The sequence below is a fragment of the Bacillus sp. AK128 genome (genome assembly GCF_053903075.1).
In genome coordinates, this window is record NZ_CP096379.1 from 1,690,913 (window position 1) to 1,708,178 (window position 17,266).

The 17,266-nt window shown below is 36.6% G+C and carries 19 protein-coding genes; 16 read left to right on the top strand and 3 right to left on the bottom strand.

What is annotated here, in order from left to right; all coding sequences use genetic code 11:
* Position 1: 1 nt before the first annotated feature.
* Complete coding sequence (locus tag M1D60_RS08295) at positions 2-235, bottom strand: hypothetical protein (RefSeq protein ID WP_456278688.1); 234 nt, start codon at positions 233-235, stop codon at positions 2-4.
* A 149-nt stretch (positions 236-384) separates the two neighbouring features.
* On the opposite strand from M1D60_RS08295, the gene M1D60_RS08300 reads away from it, so the two are divergent.
* The 3 genes from M1D60_RS08300 to mobA are packed head-to-tail and all read left to right on the top strand — an operon-like array spanning position 385 to position 3,577.
* Positions 385-1,026 carry an HD domain-containing protein gene (locus tag M1D60_RS08300; RefSeq protein WP_456278689.1) on the top strand — a complete coding sequence of 214 codons (642 nt, stop codon included), beginning with the start codon at positions 385-387 and terminating at the stop codon, positions 1,024-1,026.
* On the top strand, positions 1,023-2,921 hold the full coding sequence (locus M1D60_RS08305) for an ABC-F family ATP-binding cassette domain-containing protein (protein WP_456278690.1): 1,899 nt from the start codon (positions 1,023-1,025) through the stop codon (positions 2,919-2,921). Before M1D60_RS08300 ends, M1D60_RS08305 begins: the two co-directional genes overlap by 4 nt.
* 59 nt (positions 2,922-2,980) lie before the next feature.
* A complete protein-coding gene (gene mobA, locus M1D60_RS08310; protein WP_456278691.1) occupies positions 2,981-3,577 on the top strand; it encodes a molybdenum cofactor guanylyltransferase in 597 nt (198 codons plus the stop codon).
* 653 nt (positions 3,578-4,230) lie between these two features.
* On the opposite strand, the gene M1D60_RS08315 is transcribed toward mobA, so the two are convergent.
* Positions 4,231-5,262, bottom strand: coding sequence for a C40 family peptidase (locus M1D60_RS08315; RefSeq protein ID WP_456278692.1), 1,032 nt, complete (start codon positions 5,260-5,262; stop codon positions 4,231-4,233).
* 199 nt (positions 5,263-5,461) lie between these two features.
* Here M1D60_RS08315 and M1D60_RS08320 point away from each other — a divergent pair, with 199 nt between their 5' ends.
* The 11 genes from M1D60_RS08320 to M1D60_RS08370 all read left to right on the top strand — a co-directional run bounded on the left by M1D60_RS08320 (position 5,462) and on the right by M1D60_RS08370 (position 15,040).
* Positions 5,462-6,580 (top strand): conserved virulence factor C family protein, encoded by a 1,119-nt coding sequence (locus M1D60_RS08320; RefSeq protein WP_456278693.1) that lies wholly within the window; start codon positions 5,462-5,464, stop codon positions 6,578-6,580.
* Between the two features lie 69 nt (positions 6,581-6,649).
* Positions 6,650-7,087 (top strand): BrxA/BrxB family bacilliredoxin, encoded by a 438-nt coding sequence (locus M1D60_RS08325; RefSeq protein WP_456278694.1) that lies wholly within the window; start codon positions 6,650-6,652, stop codon positions 7,085-7,087.
* A gap of 45 nt (positions 7,088-7,132) precedes the next feature.
* Positions 7,133-7,924 carry a class I SAM-dependent methyltransferase gene (locus M1D60_RS08330; RefSeq protein ID WP_456278695.1) on the top strand — a complete coding sequence of 264 codons (792 nt, stop codon included), beginning with the start codon at positions 7,133-7,135 and terminating at the stop codon, positions 7,922-7,924.
* Positions 7,925-7,974: 50 nt separating this feature from the next.
* Positions 7,975-8,106: a YuzL family protein gene (locus M1D60_RS08335; RefSeq protein ID WP_456278696.1), complete on the top strand. Its 132-nt coding sequence runs from the start codon at positions 7,975-7,977 to the stop codon at positions 8,104-8,106.
* Positions 8,107-8,429: 323 nt separating this feature from the next.
* Positions 8,430-9,023, top strand: a complete 594-nt coding sequence (locus tag M1D60_RS08340) for a YpjP family protein (protein WP_456278697.1) — start codon at positions 8,430-8,432, stop codon at positions 9,021-9,023.
* 158 nt (positions 9,024-9,181) lie between these two features.
* Complete coding sequence (locus M1D60_RS08345; protein WP_456278698.1) at positions 9,182-9,925, top strand: anthrax toxin lethal factor-related metalloendopeptidase; 744 nt, start codon at positions 9,182-9,184, stop codon at positions 9,923-9,925.
* 276 nt (positions 9,926-10,201) lie between these two features.
* Entirely contained in the window at positions 10,202-10,996 is a 795-nt protein-coding gene (locus M1D60_RS08350) for a thymidylate synthase (RefSeq protein WP_456278699.1), read from the top strand.
* Positions 10,993-11,481, top strand: coding sequence for a dihydrofolate reductase (locus M1D60_RS08355; RefSeq protein ID WP_456278700.1), 489 nt, complete (start codon positions 10,993-10,995; stop codon positions 11,479-11,481). The genes M1D60_RS08350 and M1D60_RS08355 overlap by 4 nt, the downstream gene beginning before the upstream one ends.
* 141 nt (positions 11,482-11,622) lie before the next feature.
* On the top strand, positions 11,623-12,336 hold the full coding sequence (locus M1D60_RS08360) for an AAA family ATPase (RefSeq protein ID WP_456278701.1): 714 nt from the start codon (positions 11,623-11,625) through the stop codon (positions 12,334-12,336).
* 82 nt (positions 12,337-12,418) lie between these two features.
* Entirely contained in the window at positions 12,419-13,300 is an 882-nt protein-coding gene (locus tag M1D60_RS08365) for a GNAT family N-acetyltransferase (protein ID WP_456278702.1), read from the top strand.
* A gap of 39 nt (positions 13,301-13,339) precedes the next feature.
* Positions 13,340-15,040, top strand: coding sequence for a M3 family oligoendopeptidase (locus tag M1D60_RS08370; protein WP_456278703.1), 1,701 nt, complete (start codon positions 13,340-13,342; stop codon positions 15,038-15,040).
* Between the two features lie 46 nt (positions 15,041-15,086).
* On the opposite strand, the gene trhA is transcribed toward M1D60_RS08370, so the two are convergent.
* On the bottom strand, positions 15,087-15,728 hold the full coding sequence (gene trhA, locus M1D60_RS08375) for a PAQR family membrane homeostasis protein TrhA (protein ID WP_456278704.1): 642 nt from the start codon (positions 15,726-15,728) through the stop codon (positions 15,087-15,089).
* A 442-nt stretch (positions 15,729-16,170) separates the two neighbouring features.
* On the opposite strand from trhA, the gene M1D60_RS08380 reads away from it, so the two are divergent.
* Complete coding sequence (locus M1D60_RS08380) at positions 16,171-16,422, top strand: DUF2535 family protein (protein WP_456278705.1); 252 nt, start codon at positions 16,171-16,173, stop codon at positions 16,420-16,422.
* Positions 16,423-16,601: 179 nt separating this feature from the next.
* Positions 16,602-17,168, top strand: coding sequence for an SCO family protein (locus M1D60_RS08385; protein ID WP_456279393.1), 567 nt, complete (start codon positions 16,602-16,604; stop codon positions 17,166-17,168).
* The last annotated feature ends 98 nt before the right edge of the window (positions 17,169-17,266 follow it).

Sequence of the window (17,266 nt, forward strand, 5' to 3'; positions counted from 1 at the left end):
CTTACTTCATTAATAGATAATGAACTTCATGTGGAGAAATAGTATACGTAGAAATGAGCTGATAGCCAATACTTAGGAATTGAGCTAACGTCTCAGCACAATTAGATGAAGGTGGCTCTGTAGGGGCATGGAGACTTGTATGCATACCAATAAACTGATTTTGTAAGGGCATACATCGCAAAATAACAACATGCCTCCCATACCAAGCTGTTCCAATCTCTCGTTTGGTGACCATTTCGTTCATCTCCTTCATTAAAAATATGTTCTCACTCTACATAGTTTATGGAATTTCCCTATGACTTGCGAATTGTCCAGAGAATAAAATTCCTACCTCTTTCTTTTAATGTTAAAATAGGAATAATTGTTTGGAATAAGGAGTAGATCATGAGCGAAGTTATTAAACATACACAGGATTTTGTTAGAAATATATTGGAAAACGACTCGAGTGGTCATGATTGGTGGCATATTGTTCGGGTATATAATATAGCTAATGAGCTTGCTAAAGAAGAACAAGCTGACTTATTTGTCGTTAAAATGTCTGCCCTCTTACATGATGTCGCAGATGAAAAGCTTAATGAATCAGAAGAAATAGGTATAAAGCGGGTTTCTGATTGGTTAGATTCTTGTCATATAGAGCAGGAGAAGAAAGATCATATCTTATATATTATTCAAAATATGTCTTTCAAAGGTGGGAATCAAGCACCTCTTACATCGATTGAAGGGAAAGTGGTTCAGGATGCTGATCGCTTAGACGCCATTGGGGCAATTGGTATTGCGAGAACCTTTGCTTATGCAGGGACTAAAGGTGATGTACTTCATGATCCTACACTCCAAGTAAGAGAAAACATGACCAAAGAAGAATATCGTAAAGGAAAATCAACACCTATTAATCACTTTTATGAAAAGCTCTTAAAATTGAAAGACTTAATGAACACAGATAGTGCTAAACGAGTAGCAGAACAAAGGCACCTATATATGGAACAATATTTAAACCAGTTTATGAAGGAATGGAATGGACAAGCATGAAAATGTTAACAGTGGAAAATGTCTCAAAAAGCTATGTGGAAAAACAATTATTTCAAAATATTTCTTTTACGATTACTGACAATGAAAGAATCGGGATAATTGGTATTAATGGTACTGGGAAATCTACATTACTAAAAATAATTGCAGGCGTAGAAGTTGCAGATGAAGGCTCAATCACTTCTTCAAAGGATTACACGGTTACATTTTTATCACAACAGCCGGAGCTAGTCGAAGACTTAACGGTGATTGAGCAGTTATTTCATAAAGATACGCCAACGAATAGAGTGTTAAAGCAATATGAAAAGGTGTTATCGGATTTAGAACTGAATTCATCAGATGAAGTGTTGCTAAGTAAGCTATATACGCTTCAGCAAGAGATGGATACGCTCCAAGCGTGGGACGCAAACTCCAATGCCAAAGCAATCTTAACAAAGCTAGGAATTACTGATTTTCATCAATCCGTTAATGAGCTATCGGGTGGACAGAAAAAACGAGTGGCTCTTGCACAGTGCTTAGTCGAAATGCCAGATTTATTGATATTAGATGAACCGACTAACCATCTTGATGCAGAATCAATTGAGTGGCTTGAGGAATGGTTAGGGAAATATCAGGGATCACTGTTATTTGTTACCCATGATCGATATTTTCTAGATCGTGTATCAAACAGAATTATTGAACTGGATCAAGGAAAGCTTTATAGCTACAAGGGGAATTACACCGATTTCTTAGAAGCAAAGGCGATTCGAACGGAAGAAGAACAGAAATCATGGCATAAGCACCAACAACTATTTAAGCAGGAGCTTGAGTGGATGAGAAAGGGTGCAAAGGCTCGAACCACCAAACAGAAGGCAAGAATTCAACGGTTTGAACAGTTAGAACAAGTTGACGGTCCTGCTCAAGGTGGAAAGCTCGATGTTAGTTTAACGACCAATCGTCTAGGTAAGAAGGTCATTGAGTTTAAAGATGTATCTAAATCATTTGATGAAAAAGTATTAATTAAGGACTTCAGTCTTATTATCAAGCCGAATGACCGGATTGGAATCATCGGCCGAAATGGAACAGGGAAATCGACGTTATTAAACATGGTGGCCGGAGAATTTTCACCTGATGAGGGAGAAATTGAAAAAGGGTCAACGGTTAAAATTGGATACTACACTCAAGAGAATAAGGATATGGACCATAGTCTTAGAATGCTCGATTATATAAGAGAAACTGCATCTGTGATTCATACTAAGGATGGTTCGACCATTTCTGCTTCACAAATGCTAGAACGGTTTTTATTTCCTCCTTCTACCCATGGGACTCCGATAAGCAAGTTATCAGGTGGAGAAAGAAGAAGACTGTACTTACTAAAAATCTTAATGGGTGAGCCTAACGTTTTATTATTAGACGAACCTACCAATGATCTTGACACAGAAACATTAACGGTACTAGAAGACTATCTTGATGAATACCCAGGTGTCGTTATTTCCGTTTCCCATGATCGCTATTATCTGGATAAGGTAGTGGATCAATTATTAATTGTAGAAGGTCAAGGGAGAATTTCAAGTTACTTTGGCTCATATAGTGACTACTTGGATCTTAAGAAGATCGAAGAAAAGGAAGCGACTGAAAGAGAGAAGCGAGTCATCGAAAAACAAGATGACAAGCCTGAAAAACCTAAAAAACGAAAGCTTTCCTACCAAGAGCAAAAGGACTGGGATCGTATAGAAGATGTGATTGTTGAATTAGAAGAGAAGATTGCTGCCATTACAAAGGAAATTGAACTGGCTGGATCTGATTATGGTAAAATCTCGACACTAATGGAACAAGAACGAAAGCTAAAAGAGGAATTGGATGAAGCACTAGACCGTTGGACATATCTATCAGAATTGGTAGAGGAATTGAATCAATAATAATACTGGGGATTTCTAGGAGGTGTCTAGAAATCCTTTTTTAAAAGGACGTGATACAGTTGATTACTCAAATATCGGGAATTATTTTATCTGGTGGAGAATCGAGAAGGTTTGGGAAGCCTAAGGCATTTGCTACATATGAGGGCATACCTTTTTGGAGGCACTCCTATCACGCCATTAAACCACATACTGAATCTCAAGTGATTGTTAGTCATGAAACACTCAGAGATCAGTTTGTAGAGCAATCTAACCTTCCTGTCATATTAGATGATCCTTCTGTAAGAGCAAAAGGTCCGATGGCAGGGATTTATTCAGGGATGAAGGAGCTTCAGGCCGAATGGTATGTAGTAGTATCCTGTGATATACCTGCTATAAATGAAGAAGTCATACAAAAGCTTTTAGCCTATACAAGTGATTCTGTTCAGGCAGTAATTCCGATGATTGACGGAAGGTTTCAGCCACTGGTTGGGGTCTACCATTCTTCAACCTTCCAGGTTATAGACCAGTTATTACATAGTAACCATTTTCGAGTCATCACAATGCTTGATCAAGTAAAAACCCTATACGTTACCGAAAAGGATTTACAAGTTGACCCAGCTATATTTCAAAATATTAATGATCATGATGCGTATGACGAACTGCTAAAGAAAAAATAGCTAGACTCTAAACGGTTCTGTTTACGTGTAGAAACATTTTTTGCAGAGTAAATAAAAGAACGGTTTTCATAGAAATATCGATGTAGCACCCCAATTAACATCATGACAAAAGCTGTCATTGTGCGAATTAGGGTGCTATTTGACTTGTTGTATAGGATAGTAGATTTTTTAAATCATAAACCAAGAGGTTCACATGCATAAAACTTCAAAAATTCAGTCTTTCAAGAAAGGGTATTTTTGCAGAAGATGTGAAACTTTTCATAATGAATTTCGTATTAACAACCATCAGAGAAAAATGGCGAAAAAATAATTGATAAGTTGATATTGAATATATAAATAGAAGAGGTGATATAGTGAATTGGATGACATGGATTGCAATGATTATTGCCGTGGCAGTTGTATTCGGTTTCTTTAATAGTAAAAACAAAGGTGATAAGTAAATTTGCAAGCCGATTGCTCTATTTTAATAGGAAAAAAACGCTTAGATTAAGCGTCTTTAGGTTCCTATTTCTAATGACTATTTATGGTGCTAAAATTACTGTGTTTTGGTATGTTATTTCAGCTGTTTTTATTTCCCCTACTGTATCGGATACGTATAGACTGACTCAATACTACTTTATTTCTAAGTATTTTGTTGTTCAGATATAAGTTAATTAATTATATTGAACAATTCTCTTAGAACCTAGGTATCTTTGCTGCCAATAGGATGTACCCATCTTACTAATGGTTACTCCCTTTGATCCGGAGTGAATAAACTTCCCATCTCCTAAATAAATTCCAGCATGAGAAGGTCCTTTTTTATAAGTTTGAAAAAAGACAACATCTCCAACACTAGGCTTAGCTACTGAAACAGCAAAATTCCAAATATCACTTACCGTTCTTGGAATCGAAATCCCTTTTTGGGAATAGACGTACTGTAGGAAACCACTACAATCAAACCCACTTGGACTTGTTCCACCCCATTTATAAGGGGTTCCAATAAATTGAGTCGCAACGCCCAAAATAGAGGCATCAACAGAATGATAAGTATCATTTTTAACTTTTTTTGTAACGATTGTTTTCCCTTTGACATCAAGCTTTTTAGAAACGATCGTTTTTCCTTTCACATTCTGGTTAGCAAATAAATGCTTTAAAGTAGTAACTCCAGCAATCCCATTAGCTGTCATTCCGTTTCTTTGCTGATAGTTGGCGATCGCATCCTTTGTTAAAGGTCCGAAAACCCCGTCAACTGAATAAGAATAATAACCAAGCTTTTTTAATTTCTCTTGTACCTGGGCAACCTGAGTACCTTTGTCACCACTTAAGAGCTTACTAGATGTAAATTGCTGATAGGTTTTCGCACCATTAGAGAAATAAAGCCTTCGCAGTGTCATCGGCCCAGCTACTCCATCAACCTTTATGTGGTGAACAAATTGAAATTCTTTAACAGCAGCTTGAGTCTGGGGACCATAGTTCCCGTCTAGTTTACCTGTGTAAAATTGAAGTGCCTTTAATTCTAATTGAAGAGTTTTAACAGACATTCCCTTATGTCCATACCGCAGAGTTTGATTTGTTTTTTCGGCTTCATTATTTGATATAATCGGAGGGGTTTCCGATGCACTTGCTTTTTCAGGTCCTAACAATACAAAACCAGCTGCTACTGTTGAGAGTACGAGTGCTCCTCCAACCCCATTACGCTTGTTCATATTTAGCCTCCTAGATGTATCATCTTGTTGTGTAATTAACTCTAGCTACTTAATCGATATTTATAATAAAAAAAGATTATGACAGAATTTTTCGTTTTTTTATTCTATGGATTGAAATATCACAAAATACCTATGAATGGATTCGGTATATTACGTATGGTACTATTTCTATAAGAAAGTAAAATGGAGGAATTTATTGATGAAGATTAAAACAATCGAACCAACTCCTAGTCCTAATACAATGAAAGTTATTCTTGATCAAGAGTTGAAAAGTCATGAACGAAATAACTATACAAACAAAAACATAGAAGATGCTCCAAAGATTATTCAACAGATATTAGCTATAGATGGGGTAAAAGGTGTATACCATGTTGCTGATTTTCTTGCTTTGGAACGAAACTCGAAGTTTGATTGGCAGGACATTTTAGCCGAGGTGCGTCAGGTGTTTGGAGAGGAAGAAAGTGTAGAAGCTGGAGAGAAAAAGATCAATGATACGTTTGGTGAAGTAAAGGTTTTCCTTCAGATATTCAAAGGAATTCCAATGCAAATCAAGCTCTCAGATGGAATGTCAGAACAACGTGTAGGTCTTCCGGACAGATTCAAAAAGGCGGCAATGGAAGCCGAGTCTGCCTCTTCAAACCTAGTCATGGAACGTGAGTGGAAGGAGCAGGGAATCCGCTACGGTGACATGGAGGATATCGGTACTGAAGTATCGGAAGAAATTTCAGCTGCTTATCCACAAGAACGTTTAAACCGATTAGTCACAATGGCTCATTCTGACCAAAGTACTAATACGCAAAGGAAAAGCTACCAAGTCACACTAGACATGCTTGATGATAAGGAATGGACGAACCGATATGCACATCTAGAGCAAATGAATCCAACCGAAGCAGATCTTCCTGTATTAGCAAAAGCATTGGATGATGAAAAAGCATCAATCAGGAGATTAGCGACTGTTTATTTAGGAATGATAGAGAGTGAGGACGTCCTACCTCTATTATTTAAGGCTTTAAAGGATTCTTCCGTCACTGTAAGAAGAACAGCGGGGGATTGCTTATCTGATGTAGGAAACAAAAAGGCAATTGGTCCAATGATTGACGCATTAAAGGACAAGAATAAGCTCGTTCGATGGAGAGCAGCGATGTTCCTTTATGAAGAAGGCGATGAAACAGCTTTACCAGGATTAAAGGAAGCACAGAACGACCCAGAGTTTGAGGTAAGTATGCAGGTTAGAATCGCAATTGAGCGTATTGAGGGTGGCGAGGAAGCTAAAGGTTCAGTGTGGAAGCAAATGACTGAGAGCAGAAAAGGGTCATAAAAGTTGCTCGTTGAAAAGGCGTATAGTATTCTTTAAATTACAAAGAGATTTATAAGGGGTGTTGTTTACATGTCAATGGCATATGATGAGTATATGAAACAGGTTGTTAAACCAATGAGAGCAGAATTAGTAAACGCTGGATTTCAAGAATTAACAACAAGTGACGAAGTAAATGAATTTTTAAAGGATCGTACAGGAACAACTTTAGTTGTAGTAAACTCTGTTTGTGGTTGTGCTGCTGGACTAGCTAGACCTGCTGCAACACAGGCCATTCTTCAATCAGATAAGAAGCCTGAAAACCTAGTGACGGTATTTGCTGGTCAAGATAAGGAAGCTACAGCTACTATGAGAGAATATTTTGATGGCTATGAGCCTTCTTCACCTTCTATGGCACTTTTAAAAGGGAACGAGGTTGTTCATTTTATTCCTAGACACGAAATTGAAAGTCACTCAATGGAAGACATTATGAACAATTTAACAAGTGCATTTGAAAGACATTGTCAATAAACGGGATGCCTATATAGGCGTCCTTTTCTTATAGGAGATCACGATATGATAATCACAACATCCTCTAGAGCCAATCATTTGTTAGTTCAAAAAGCTATACAATTAGCAGAAGAGTGGGGAGAAACCTTTCATCGTAGAGGTAGAGATTCTATCCAAGATTTACAAAATGAATTTCATGAAGAGGTATTAGTAGTAGGGAAAGAACGGATTGAATTATTTGTTCCGAATGATACACATCCAATCTTTTTCCATCCTAATTCAGCAATGTTTCGTGTGAAAAGATTACGTAGTGGGGGAAACGATCCATTTGTACAAGCGTGCGCCTTAAATAAAGGGATGACCTTCTTAGATTGTACGTTAGGTCTTGGTTCTGACTCAATTGTTGCAAGTTATTGTGTGGGGCCAAATGGGAGTGTAACTAGCCTTGAAGGAAGTAAGACACTTGCCAACCTAGTGAGTACAGGTTTTCAAACCTGGGAAACACAAGTACCTGAAATGAATCAAGCAATGAGAGCAATAGAGGTAATGCATACCTCCTATCAAACATATTTACAAGAATGTAATTCTGATTCAGTTGACATCGTCTACTTCGACCCAATGTTTGAAGAGACTATTCAGGAATCAGTTGGGTTAATTGGAGTTAAACAATTTGCTTTATATGATGACATAACGGAACAGACAATCAAGGAAGCGAGACGAGTCGGAAGAAAAAGAATTGTGTTAAAGGATCATTGGAAAAGTAGCCGATTCGAAAAACTTGGCTTTGTGCCAATTCGAAGAAAAAGTGCAAATTTTCATTACGGTATCATTGAATTAGGTAAGGAAGTAAATGGATAGGATAAAAGAAGGAGACATTGGAAACGTTAAGGGTGATGGGGGTGAACCATATGCCTAAACGTAAAGCTGATCCTTCAAAGGGTCCATTAAACTCTCCTAATGTAGAGGGTCAAGGAACGACAACCACTGAAACTGGCTCTGTTACACGTGATTCTGCAAGAAAGAAGACGAAAATTAAGTAAGGTTCCAAAACTCGCTGCTAGCGAGTTTTTTTATGAAAAAAACCAAGGATGAGTCATCCTTGGTTTTCTTACTGTGCTACTTAATCAGAATCTGTTGCAGAAGCATAAATAAAGTATGTTAATGTAGCAAAGCTTAATACTGATAAAATTAATTGAATGTCCATTGAATTTACCTCCAAGCTATTATATGTACTATTTTTAATCTTACCATGTTTTTATGATTTTATGAAATCGGATATTTGGAATAATTATGAACGATATTTATAGGCTAATAGATTGAAATATAGTATAATGAATGCAAGAAATAAATAGAGGTGAGTTCGTTGCCAATTTGGATTAGAAAATCATTCGTTGTCATATTTACGATTCTTACATTTGGTCTTATCACACCACCCCAAATTATTATTGCAGAAGAGAAATCAAATGAATCCTCGAAAGCGAACGAACTTGAAGAAGTTAATCAATTAGAAAATGGATTTATAGATCCTTTTATAGAAGAATATGCCAATCTTACTCCATCTTTTTTCGATTATGCCATTCACCAGGCGGAACTGCAATCAAAGATGAAATTTGGACCAGTTATTGAAGAATCAATTGGAGATGAATTCAGAACAGTAATTCTACCTAAAATAGAAGAAGTCATTATGACCCTTTCTACAAGATTAGATGAAGAACAATTACAAAATTTGGTTATCTCAAAGAATCCAACAGGTGGAATGAGCGAAAAAATCTTTCACATTTATGATGCACAAAGTGGTCAAGATATTATTCGCTTTCACGTAAGAAGAGATCATCCACCTCTTGATGGTTACTACTTTAATTTTCACTATCACACATTTGAAGATTCCTTTCACACACACCATGAACTAGGAAGTATCTACTGGGACAAAAATACACCGCCAAACTGGCAGTCTTAAAAAGCGCACAATTAGTGCGTTTTTTAGTGTCCTTCTTTTATCCATTTCCATCATTTTCTATTATTCTACCACTCTATAATATGATAAACTTATATTATCTGAATATTATATAAACTATTGAAACTGTTACTACCATCCATGGAAGGGATTTAACAACTATGAAAAAAACAGTCATCATCATGATCAGCATGATGCTATTATTTATACCCATCCTTGTAGGATTCGAGCAGACCAAAGCAAACGGTGGAGTTTTACTTGTTTACGATAAAAAAGCATTGGAAGCGATTACCCAGTTGCGTACTACCGAATATGTGAAGAACATCGTTGTTCTCCCCACTGAAAGTTATGAAATGGATGAAGTGGTACCCATGATTAATAGAATATCCCGCATTCATCCTTCCATTCTAAAAAAGGCCGCAGACCAAGGCATTAAATTAAAGCTTTTTGAAGGACCATTAACTAATCAACCGGGCTACACTGAATTAAAAGGAGTCAAGCCTAGGGGCTATAAACAGCTTACCTGGGATCAAATTCCGGGAGCTGGCGGTTCAAAAATGGCACTTGCTAAGATTGGACATAGCCATAAAGGTGAAAGTCATGGATCAGTAAATCTTGAGCTACATGAACTCGCTCATTCAATTGATCAACATGTTTTCCATTCCTTAAGATACGAAAAAAGGTTTAGAGATATATGGCATGAAGAAGCAAGCTTACTTTTTCCAAATCAACCTTATTTTATTGATCACGCTGAAGAATATTTTGCGGAAGTATTTGCAATGTTCTATTTAAATGGAAGAACAAAATTAGAAATTGTCCAAAAAGCACCGAAAACATATGAATATATGAAGGAGCTCGAACAACGAAAAGAAACAGACTTACAGCTTGCCTATACGTTTCGTTAAGCTTTGCTAAGTGGCGAAGCCTTTTTTAATGGCTTTGTTAAAGTAGAGTGTTAATTTTTAGCAAAGTTGATTGTAGTGGAAGGACGCGAGACTCCTGCGGGAGCAGCGTGTCAGGTGAGACCCCGCAGGCGCATGCCGAGGAGGCTCACCGCACGCCCCGCGGAAAGCGAGTGTCCTGTAATGAAAATCAACAACAACCTTAACATTCTAATTAAAAATTAATAGTTTTCGAAGACAATTTCAAGTAAAATTAGTAGAGACGAAAGGGTGATTCTCGTGAAACAATACTTAGACCTAGGAAAACATATACTAAATAATGGTGTAAAAAAAGAAGATCGTACAGGAACAGGGACGATTAGTACATTTGGATATCAAATGCGTTTTAATCTTCAAGAAGGATTCCCATTAGTTACAACTAAAAAACTTCATCTAAAATCAATCATACATGAATTACTTTGGTTTTTAACTGGAGATACTAATATAAAATATTTACAAGAAAACAATGTCCGCATTTGGAACGAGTGGGCGGATGAAAATGGTGACTTAGGCCCGGTGTATGGTCATCAATGGCGTTCATGGACCGTCAAGGACGGAACAACTGTCGACCAAATCACAAATCTAATTCAGCAAATTAAAACCAACCCTGATTCTAGAAGATTAATTGTAAGTGCATGGAACGTAGGAGATGTGGAGAAGATGGCACTGCCTCCATGTCATTGTTTATTCCAATTCTATGTGGCTGATGGAAAATTATCGTGTCAGCTATATCAAAGAAGTGCTGATTATTTTTTAGGGATTCCATTTAATATTGCATCGTATGCTCTATTAACGATGATGATTGCGCAGGTTTGTGATTTAGAACTTGGTGAATTTGTTCATACCTTTGGTGACGTTCATATTTACACCAATCATTTAGAACAAGTGGAACTTCAACTCTCAAGAGACCCTAAGCCAATGCCTACTATGAAAATTAACCCGGCAGTAAAGGACATCTTTGGGTTTACGTTTGATGATTTTGTATTGGAAAATTATGAAGCTCACCCACATATAAAAGGGGTTGTTAGTGTATGATTTCATACATCGTAGCAATGGATGAAAATCAAGTAATTGGTAGAAACAATGAACTACCATGGCATCTTCCGGCTGATTTAGCTTATTTTAAAAGAGTTACCATGGGTAAGCCGATTATTATGGGAAGAAAAACACATGAATCAATCGGGCGTGTTCTACCTGGAAGAGAAAACATTATTGTTACTAGAAATGAAAGCTATCAATCAACTGGTTGTAAAGTTGTCCATAGTATAGATGATGTTAAAGGGTTAGAAAAGGAAATAGCCGAAGAACTGTTTGTCATCGGTGGTGCAGAGCTATTTAAAGAGCTTCTTCCTGTCACGGATCGTTTGTACATCACACATATTCACCACGAATTTGAAGGTGATACCTTCTTTCCAAGAATAGATTGGAACGAGTGGACCGTCATTGAACGAGAGCCAGGCATAAAGGATGAAAAAAATCCTTATGATTTTGAATACGTGGTGTATGAAAGAAAAAAGTAAGTTGAATATATGCAGATAGAAGACCAAATCTAAATATGGATTTGGTCTTTTTGCTATTTAAGTTCCACCAATTAGCATCCCCTTACAATGTAAGGATATGGTAAAATATAGTGAGTAAAAATAATTCCTGAAGGTGAAAACATGTTTTTAAAAAGAATACAACTACAGCACGAACTGATTCCGTCTTTTAATAAGTATCCATTTTCAATTCCCTCCATTAAAAATTTCCAACAACTGGATTTAAAGAATAAAGTAACCTTTTTCGTAGGAGAAAATGGTTCTGGAAAGTCTACCCTCTTGGAAGCAATTGCAGACAAATGCGATTTTAATACGGCAGGAGGGGGGCGGAATAATTATTATGAGGTGGATGCTTCAGAATCGGCACTTGGAGATTACATAAGGTTATCTTGGCTACCGAAAGTGACAAATGGTTTCTTTCTTCGAGCTGAATCTTTTTATCAGTTTGCATCGCATGTTGATTCACTGGGGGATTATGATGCTTATGGTGGTCGCTCTTTACATGAACAGTCGCACGGAGAATCCTTTTTCTCACTCTTCTTAAATCGGTTTAATGGAAAGGGCATTTATTTATTAGACGAGCCAGAGGTTGCACTATCACCTCAACGACAGCTTTCCTTTTTAAGAATTATTCATGATTTAGTCTCATCAGGCGATAGTCAATTTATCATAGCCACTCATTCACCCATTCTATTAGGCTATCCGAACGCAACCATCCTTAGCTTTGACGATGGCGAAATCAAAGAAATCGAATATGAGATGACGGAGCATTATCAAATTACAAGATACTTCCTAGAGAATCGAGAAAGGTTTTTACGAGAGATTCTAGAAGATTAACTTTATTATCGCTCTCTTAATAGATTTAAAGAAGACCATGAATTGAAAAAACAATTTTTACCCAGTAAAGGAGGGGAGTATTGTGTTAGAAGTCAAACCCATACATAAAGAGGATTTAGAACTTGTAGCTAAATTTATATCAGAGCTGAATAACTGTGAGACCTCACATATTGGATATTGTGGAAAAGTTAGTAATGAGATTGCTTATGCTTTAGTAAATGATCTGACCGATATTCCGTTTACCGATAGTTTCTTTGCTGCCTATGATGATAATCAATTAGTCGGAATTCTAGGTTTTGATGCTTCTCTCGAAGACCATATTGCGGAAGTTTGGGGGCCCTTTTTAAAGGAGGATTATTTGGATTCGGCTACTTTACTTTGGAATGAGATGAACAAGACTATTCGACCTGACATTCATACATTACATATGTTCCCAAACAAAAAAAATAGTCCTGCAATCAAACTAGCTAAAAGTCTAAATTTTACAGAACACAGTGAGCAGACGATTCTGTCCTCCTTTCGAGGTGACTTTAGTAAGCTGGAACATTCGGAGAGTGTGGAATTAACACAAAATTATTTTGCTGAAATGATTCAACTCCATGACCACGCATTTCCTGGTACCTATTATAGTGGAGAACAAATAGTAGGACGGCTCAATAATGAGCGAAAAGTGTTTGTCCTTACTTCCGGAGAAGGTCTATTAGGTTATATATATGTTGAGGCTGAACCTGAGTTTGGAGAAGGAAGTATTGAATTCTTTGCGGTAAAAGAATCGGAACAAGGAAAAGGGCTAGGCGGGCATTTATTGAAAATCGGGTTAAACTGGCTATTTACGTTTAAAATGATTGATAATATTACCCTTTGTGTGAACTCAACGAATAAACAGGCGGTTAGTCTTTACAAAAAGGTAGGTTTTAAAGTAATCCATGAATTGCGTTATTTTACTAAGAATGTATTAGAATAATAGAATAGTAGATTTCCTAATAGAGAAAGGAGAAATGAAATGAGTACCGTTTATATAGAAAAATACGATTTGCAAGATTTACCCAGAATCGAATCGAAATTAGAGAGCTTTGTTCAATTTCCATTTGAATCAGTGACAGATGTAGAAAATTGGTTAAAGGATGTCTCTGTATTTTTTGACGAATTACAAGAAATTCTAGATGGCCATTATATTGATTTCCAAGCACATAATCAAGATGAAAAGGCGAAAAGGAATTTTGAGTATGATCAAGAAAAAATTGAACCTTTATTGAAAGCATACACAGCCCGCCTTGATGAAAAGTTAATGAATTCGACTTTTAAAGATATGCTAGATCAAGAAAAATATGGTCGGTTATTACGAAGTAAAGAAAATGCGATAAAGCTGTTTAGAGAAGCGAATATCAACCTAGAAGTAGATGAAGATCGTCTTGCTACACGTTATTTTGAACTAACAGGTGGCTTAACATCAGTTAGGGACGGAGAAGAAAAAACAATCCCTGAGTTGTTTCCTTACCTGGAGGATCCGAAAAGAGAGACGAGAAAAGAAGCCTTTGAGAAAATCTTCACCTCGCTAATTTCAGTTGAAGATGATCTGCAGGAAATCATGAATGAGTTAATGGAAATTCGAAAAAAGAAAGCATCGAACTCAGAACTCAGCAATTATCGTGATTTCATGTTTAAGAAGTACGAACGATTTGATTATACGGCAGAAGATTGTAAGGTACTAGCTGAATCGATCCGTGAACATGTATTACCAGTAGTGAAGAGGATTGAGGAAAAGAAGAAGGATGAACTAGGGGTTGATGTGCTAAGACCGTATGATCTCAAAGCTGTCCCAGCAGACCGTAAACCACTTAAACCCTTTTCTACTCGTGACGAGCTAGTTGGTCGAACGGCACAGGCATTAGGTGAATTGGACCCAAGGTTCGCTGAACTGATTACCTTAATGGATGAAAGAGGTATGTTAGACCTTGAGACACGTAAGAATAAGTCTCCAGGAGGATTCTGTACCTCGCTCCCTGTCTCTGAGCTATCGTTTATTTTCATGAATGCTTCTCATACGCATGATGATATGTTGACACTATTCCATGAAATGGGTCACTGTATACATAACGATATGAAGAGAAGCCTTCCACTTTCATATGACCGGGATACCCCGATGGAATCATCTGAACTAGCAAGTATGACGATGGAACTATTGTCTTTGGACCAATGGCATTATTTCTATTCTAAGAAAGAGCAAAAGCAAGCAAAACTCGATATGCTAAGAAGAATTGTGACGTTCCTACCGGATGGAATTCAAATAGATCAGTTTCAGCATTGGATGTATGAAAACCCTGACCATACGGCAGCAGATCGTATGAAGAAATATGTTGAGCTATCAAAAAGTCTTTCATCCGATGTGGTTGATTGGAGTGGCTACGAGGATGCCCAAATGAAGGAATGGCTATTTGTCCTTCATATCTTCGAAGTACCGTTTTACTATGTGGAATATGTGATTGCGCAGTTAGGTGCACTTCAAATGTACAAAAACTATAAAGAGAATCCAGTGGGCACACTTGAACGATATAAACAAGCTCTTTCTCTTGGAAATACAAAATCTTTATACGAGGTCTATGAGGCCGCAGGTATTCGGTTCGATTTCTCTGGAGCGATGATCAAGGAATTAATGGAGTTTGTGGAAAATGAAATAAATGAGCTTGAAAACATGAAGGTGTAAGGACGAAGTAAATAAAAAAACGTACAGTTCAACTGTACGTTTTTCATTATGGTAATAAGTAGAACAATACAGCGAAAAAGTGAGCTGCAGAACCACCTATAACAAAAATGTGCCAAATCGCATGATGGTATTTAAAGCCTCTCCAAACGTAGAAAATAGCTCCGAGTGTATAAAGAACTCCACCGACAACAAGTAACGTAAGTCCATTACCTGGAAGGTTTTCAGCTAATGGTTTCCATGCAAATACAATCATCCAGCCTAGCAATACATAAAGTAAAGTAGACATGTGTAGATATTTTTTAACGAAAAATGATTTGAAGATCGTACCACCAATAGCTAATCCCCAGACAACTCCGAATAAAGTCCAGCCTAGCCAACCTTTAACTGCAATAAATAAGAAGGGAGTATAGGTACCCGCAATAAAAAAGTAAATAGAAGAATGATCGAGAATTTCAAAGAAATCCTTAACCTTTCCTGGGGGGAAACTGTGAACCAACGTTGAAGCTGTATATAAGAGCACCATTGTCGTACCAAATAAAGTAAAACTAACAACATGCCAAGCCGTACCATATAACGATGAAAATACAATTAAAACAACAAGACCAGCAATACTAAGCAATCCTCCAATGCCATGTGTAATGGAGTTTGCAATTTCTTCGCCTTTAGTGAAGGTGTGTGTTGTAGCCATTCACTATCATTCCTTTCAACATCAACATTACTTACTCTTACTATAGTATAGGATTTGAAGTGATAATACAATTGAATTGTCGGGGGCATGAACTAAAATCTACTTAAAAATAAGTATATTAGTATAGTTAGTTTGGTGTAATACACCAGTTATATTTGGTTATTCTCTAATGCTTCATACTAGAAATTGTTGCTTTTTTAATTTGTGTCAGAAAAAGTAATGTTTATAATTTCTTGAAAACTTGATTGAGTTGTAAAGTGAGCATCCTAAAGCAAATATCAATCCAACAAGATTATTATTATAGTGTAAATCTCAAACAAAATGTATCCGTTTTCATATCCAAAAAAATAATAAAAAATATATTAATTTTTACAGGAAAAGACAGACTTCGTAACGATTTTACAGTATAATAAAGGAAACGGTTAAAAAGAAGGTTGGTACTTTGCTACTTAAGAGTCTAGAATTTACTCATCAAAGTGGTCAGAAGGTCAAAGTCACAGAAATTCCAGTATGGGAGGAAGATAATCTTTTTACATTAAAGATTAGAATTAGACTTCAGACGTTCATAACGAAGATTAGTACAGACTCAAATCCAAAAAAGATATACTCATTTAGAGATCATTTGAAGAAGACTTTAAAATGGCATGAGTATACAGAAATTTACAAAATTGATATTCTTAAGAACAATGCATAATTGGGGACCTTTTCAAAAAGGTCTTTATTTTTTTGCTATTATATATAGTATGATGATGAATTGGTTTATAACAAATTTGTGACAACTTGAAAGAAACTTTTATTATGATGCTTATTTTTGCTATGATAGAGTCGGTTGTACTACATATTTAGAAAAAGGTGAGTTTATTGAATAGAAAAATGTTAGTCGTTCTTTTCATTTCATTGTTAGTAATTTTAGCAGGCTGTGGTGGAAATGGACTAGATGTACCAAGTGATGCAACAACGGTCCAGGACTTTACTTATATTAACCAGAATGGTGCTGAGCTTGGCTTAGAACAATTAAAAGGTAAGGCATGGGTGGCAGACTTTATTTTCACAAACTGTGAAACCGTATGTCCCCCAATGACAGCTAATATGTCCAAGCTTCAAGGGATGGCAAAGGAAGAAGAACTCCAAGTAGAGTTTGTGTCATTTAGCGTTGATCCCGAAAATGATACACCTGAAAAATTAGTAGCCTTTGGTGAACAGTTTGATGCTGATTTCTCTAATTGGAACTTCTTAACTGGTTATTCACAAAGTGATATTGAAGCTTTTGCACCCAAAAGCTTTGCCACTCACGTCCAAAAGCCAAAATCTACAGACCAAGTTATTCATATGACTCGTTTTTATCTTGTTAACAAGGATGGAATCGTTGTTAAAAGCTATAGTGGGCTAGAAAACCCGCCTTATGATGAAATGATTGAAGATATTAAAAAGCTGCAATAGTCAAAGTCTCCCTAACTTTAGGGAGATTTTTTTGTATCTAATGTTGTACCAGTATTCCTAAGGGTGTTAACCAATCACCTCTTAATATTGGTAGTAAA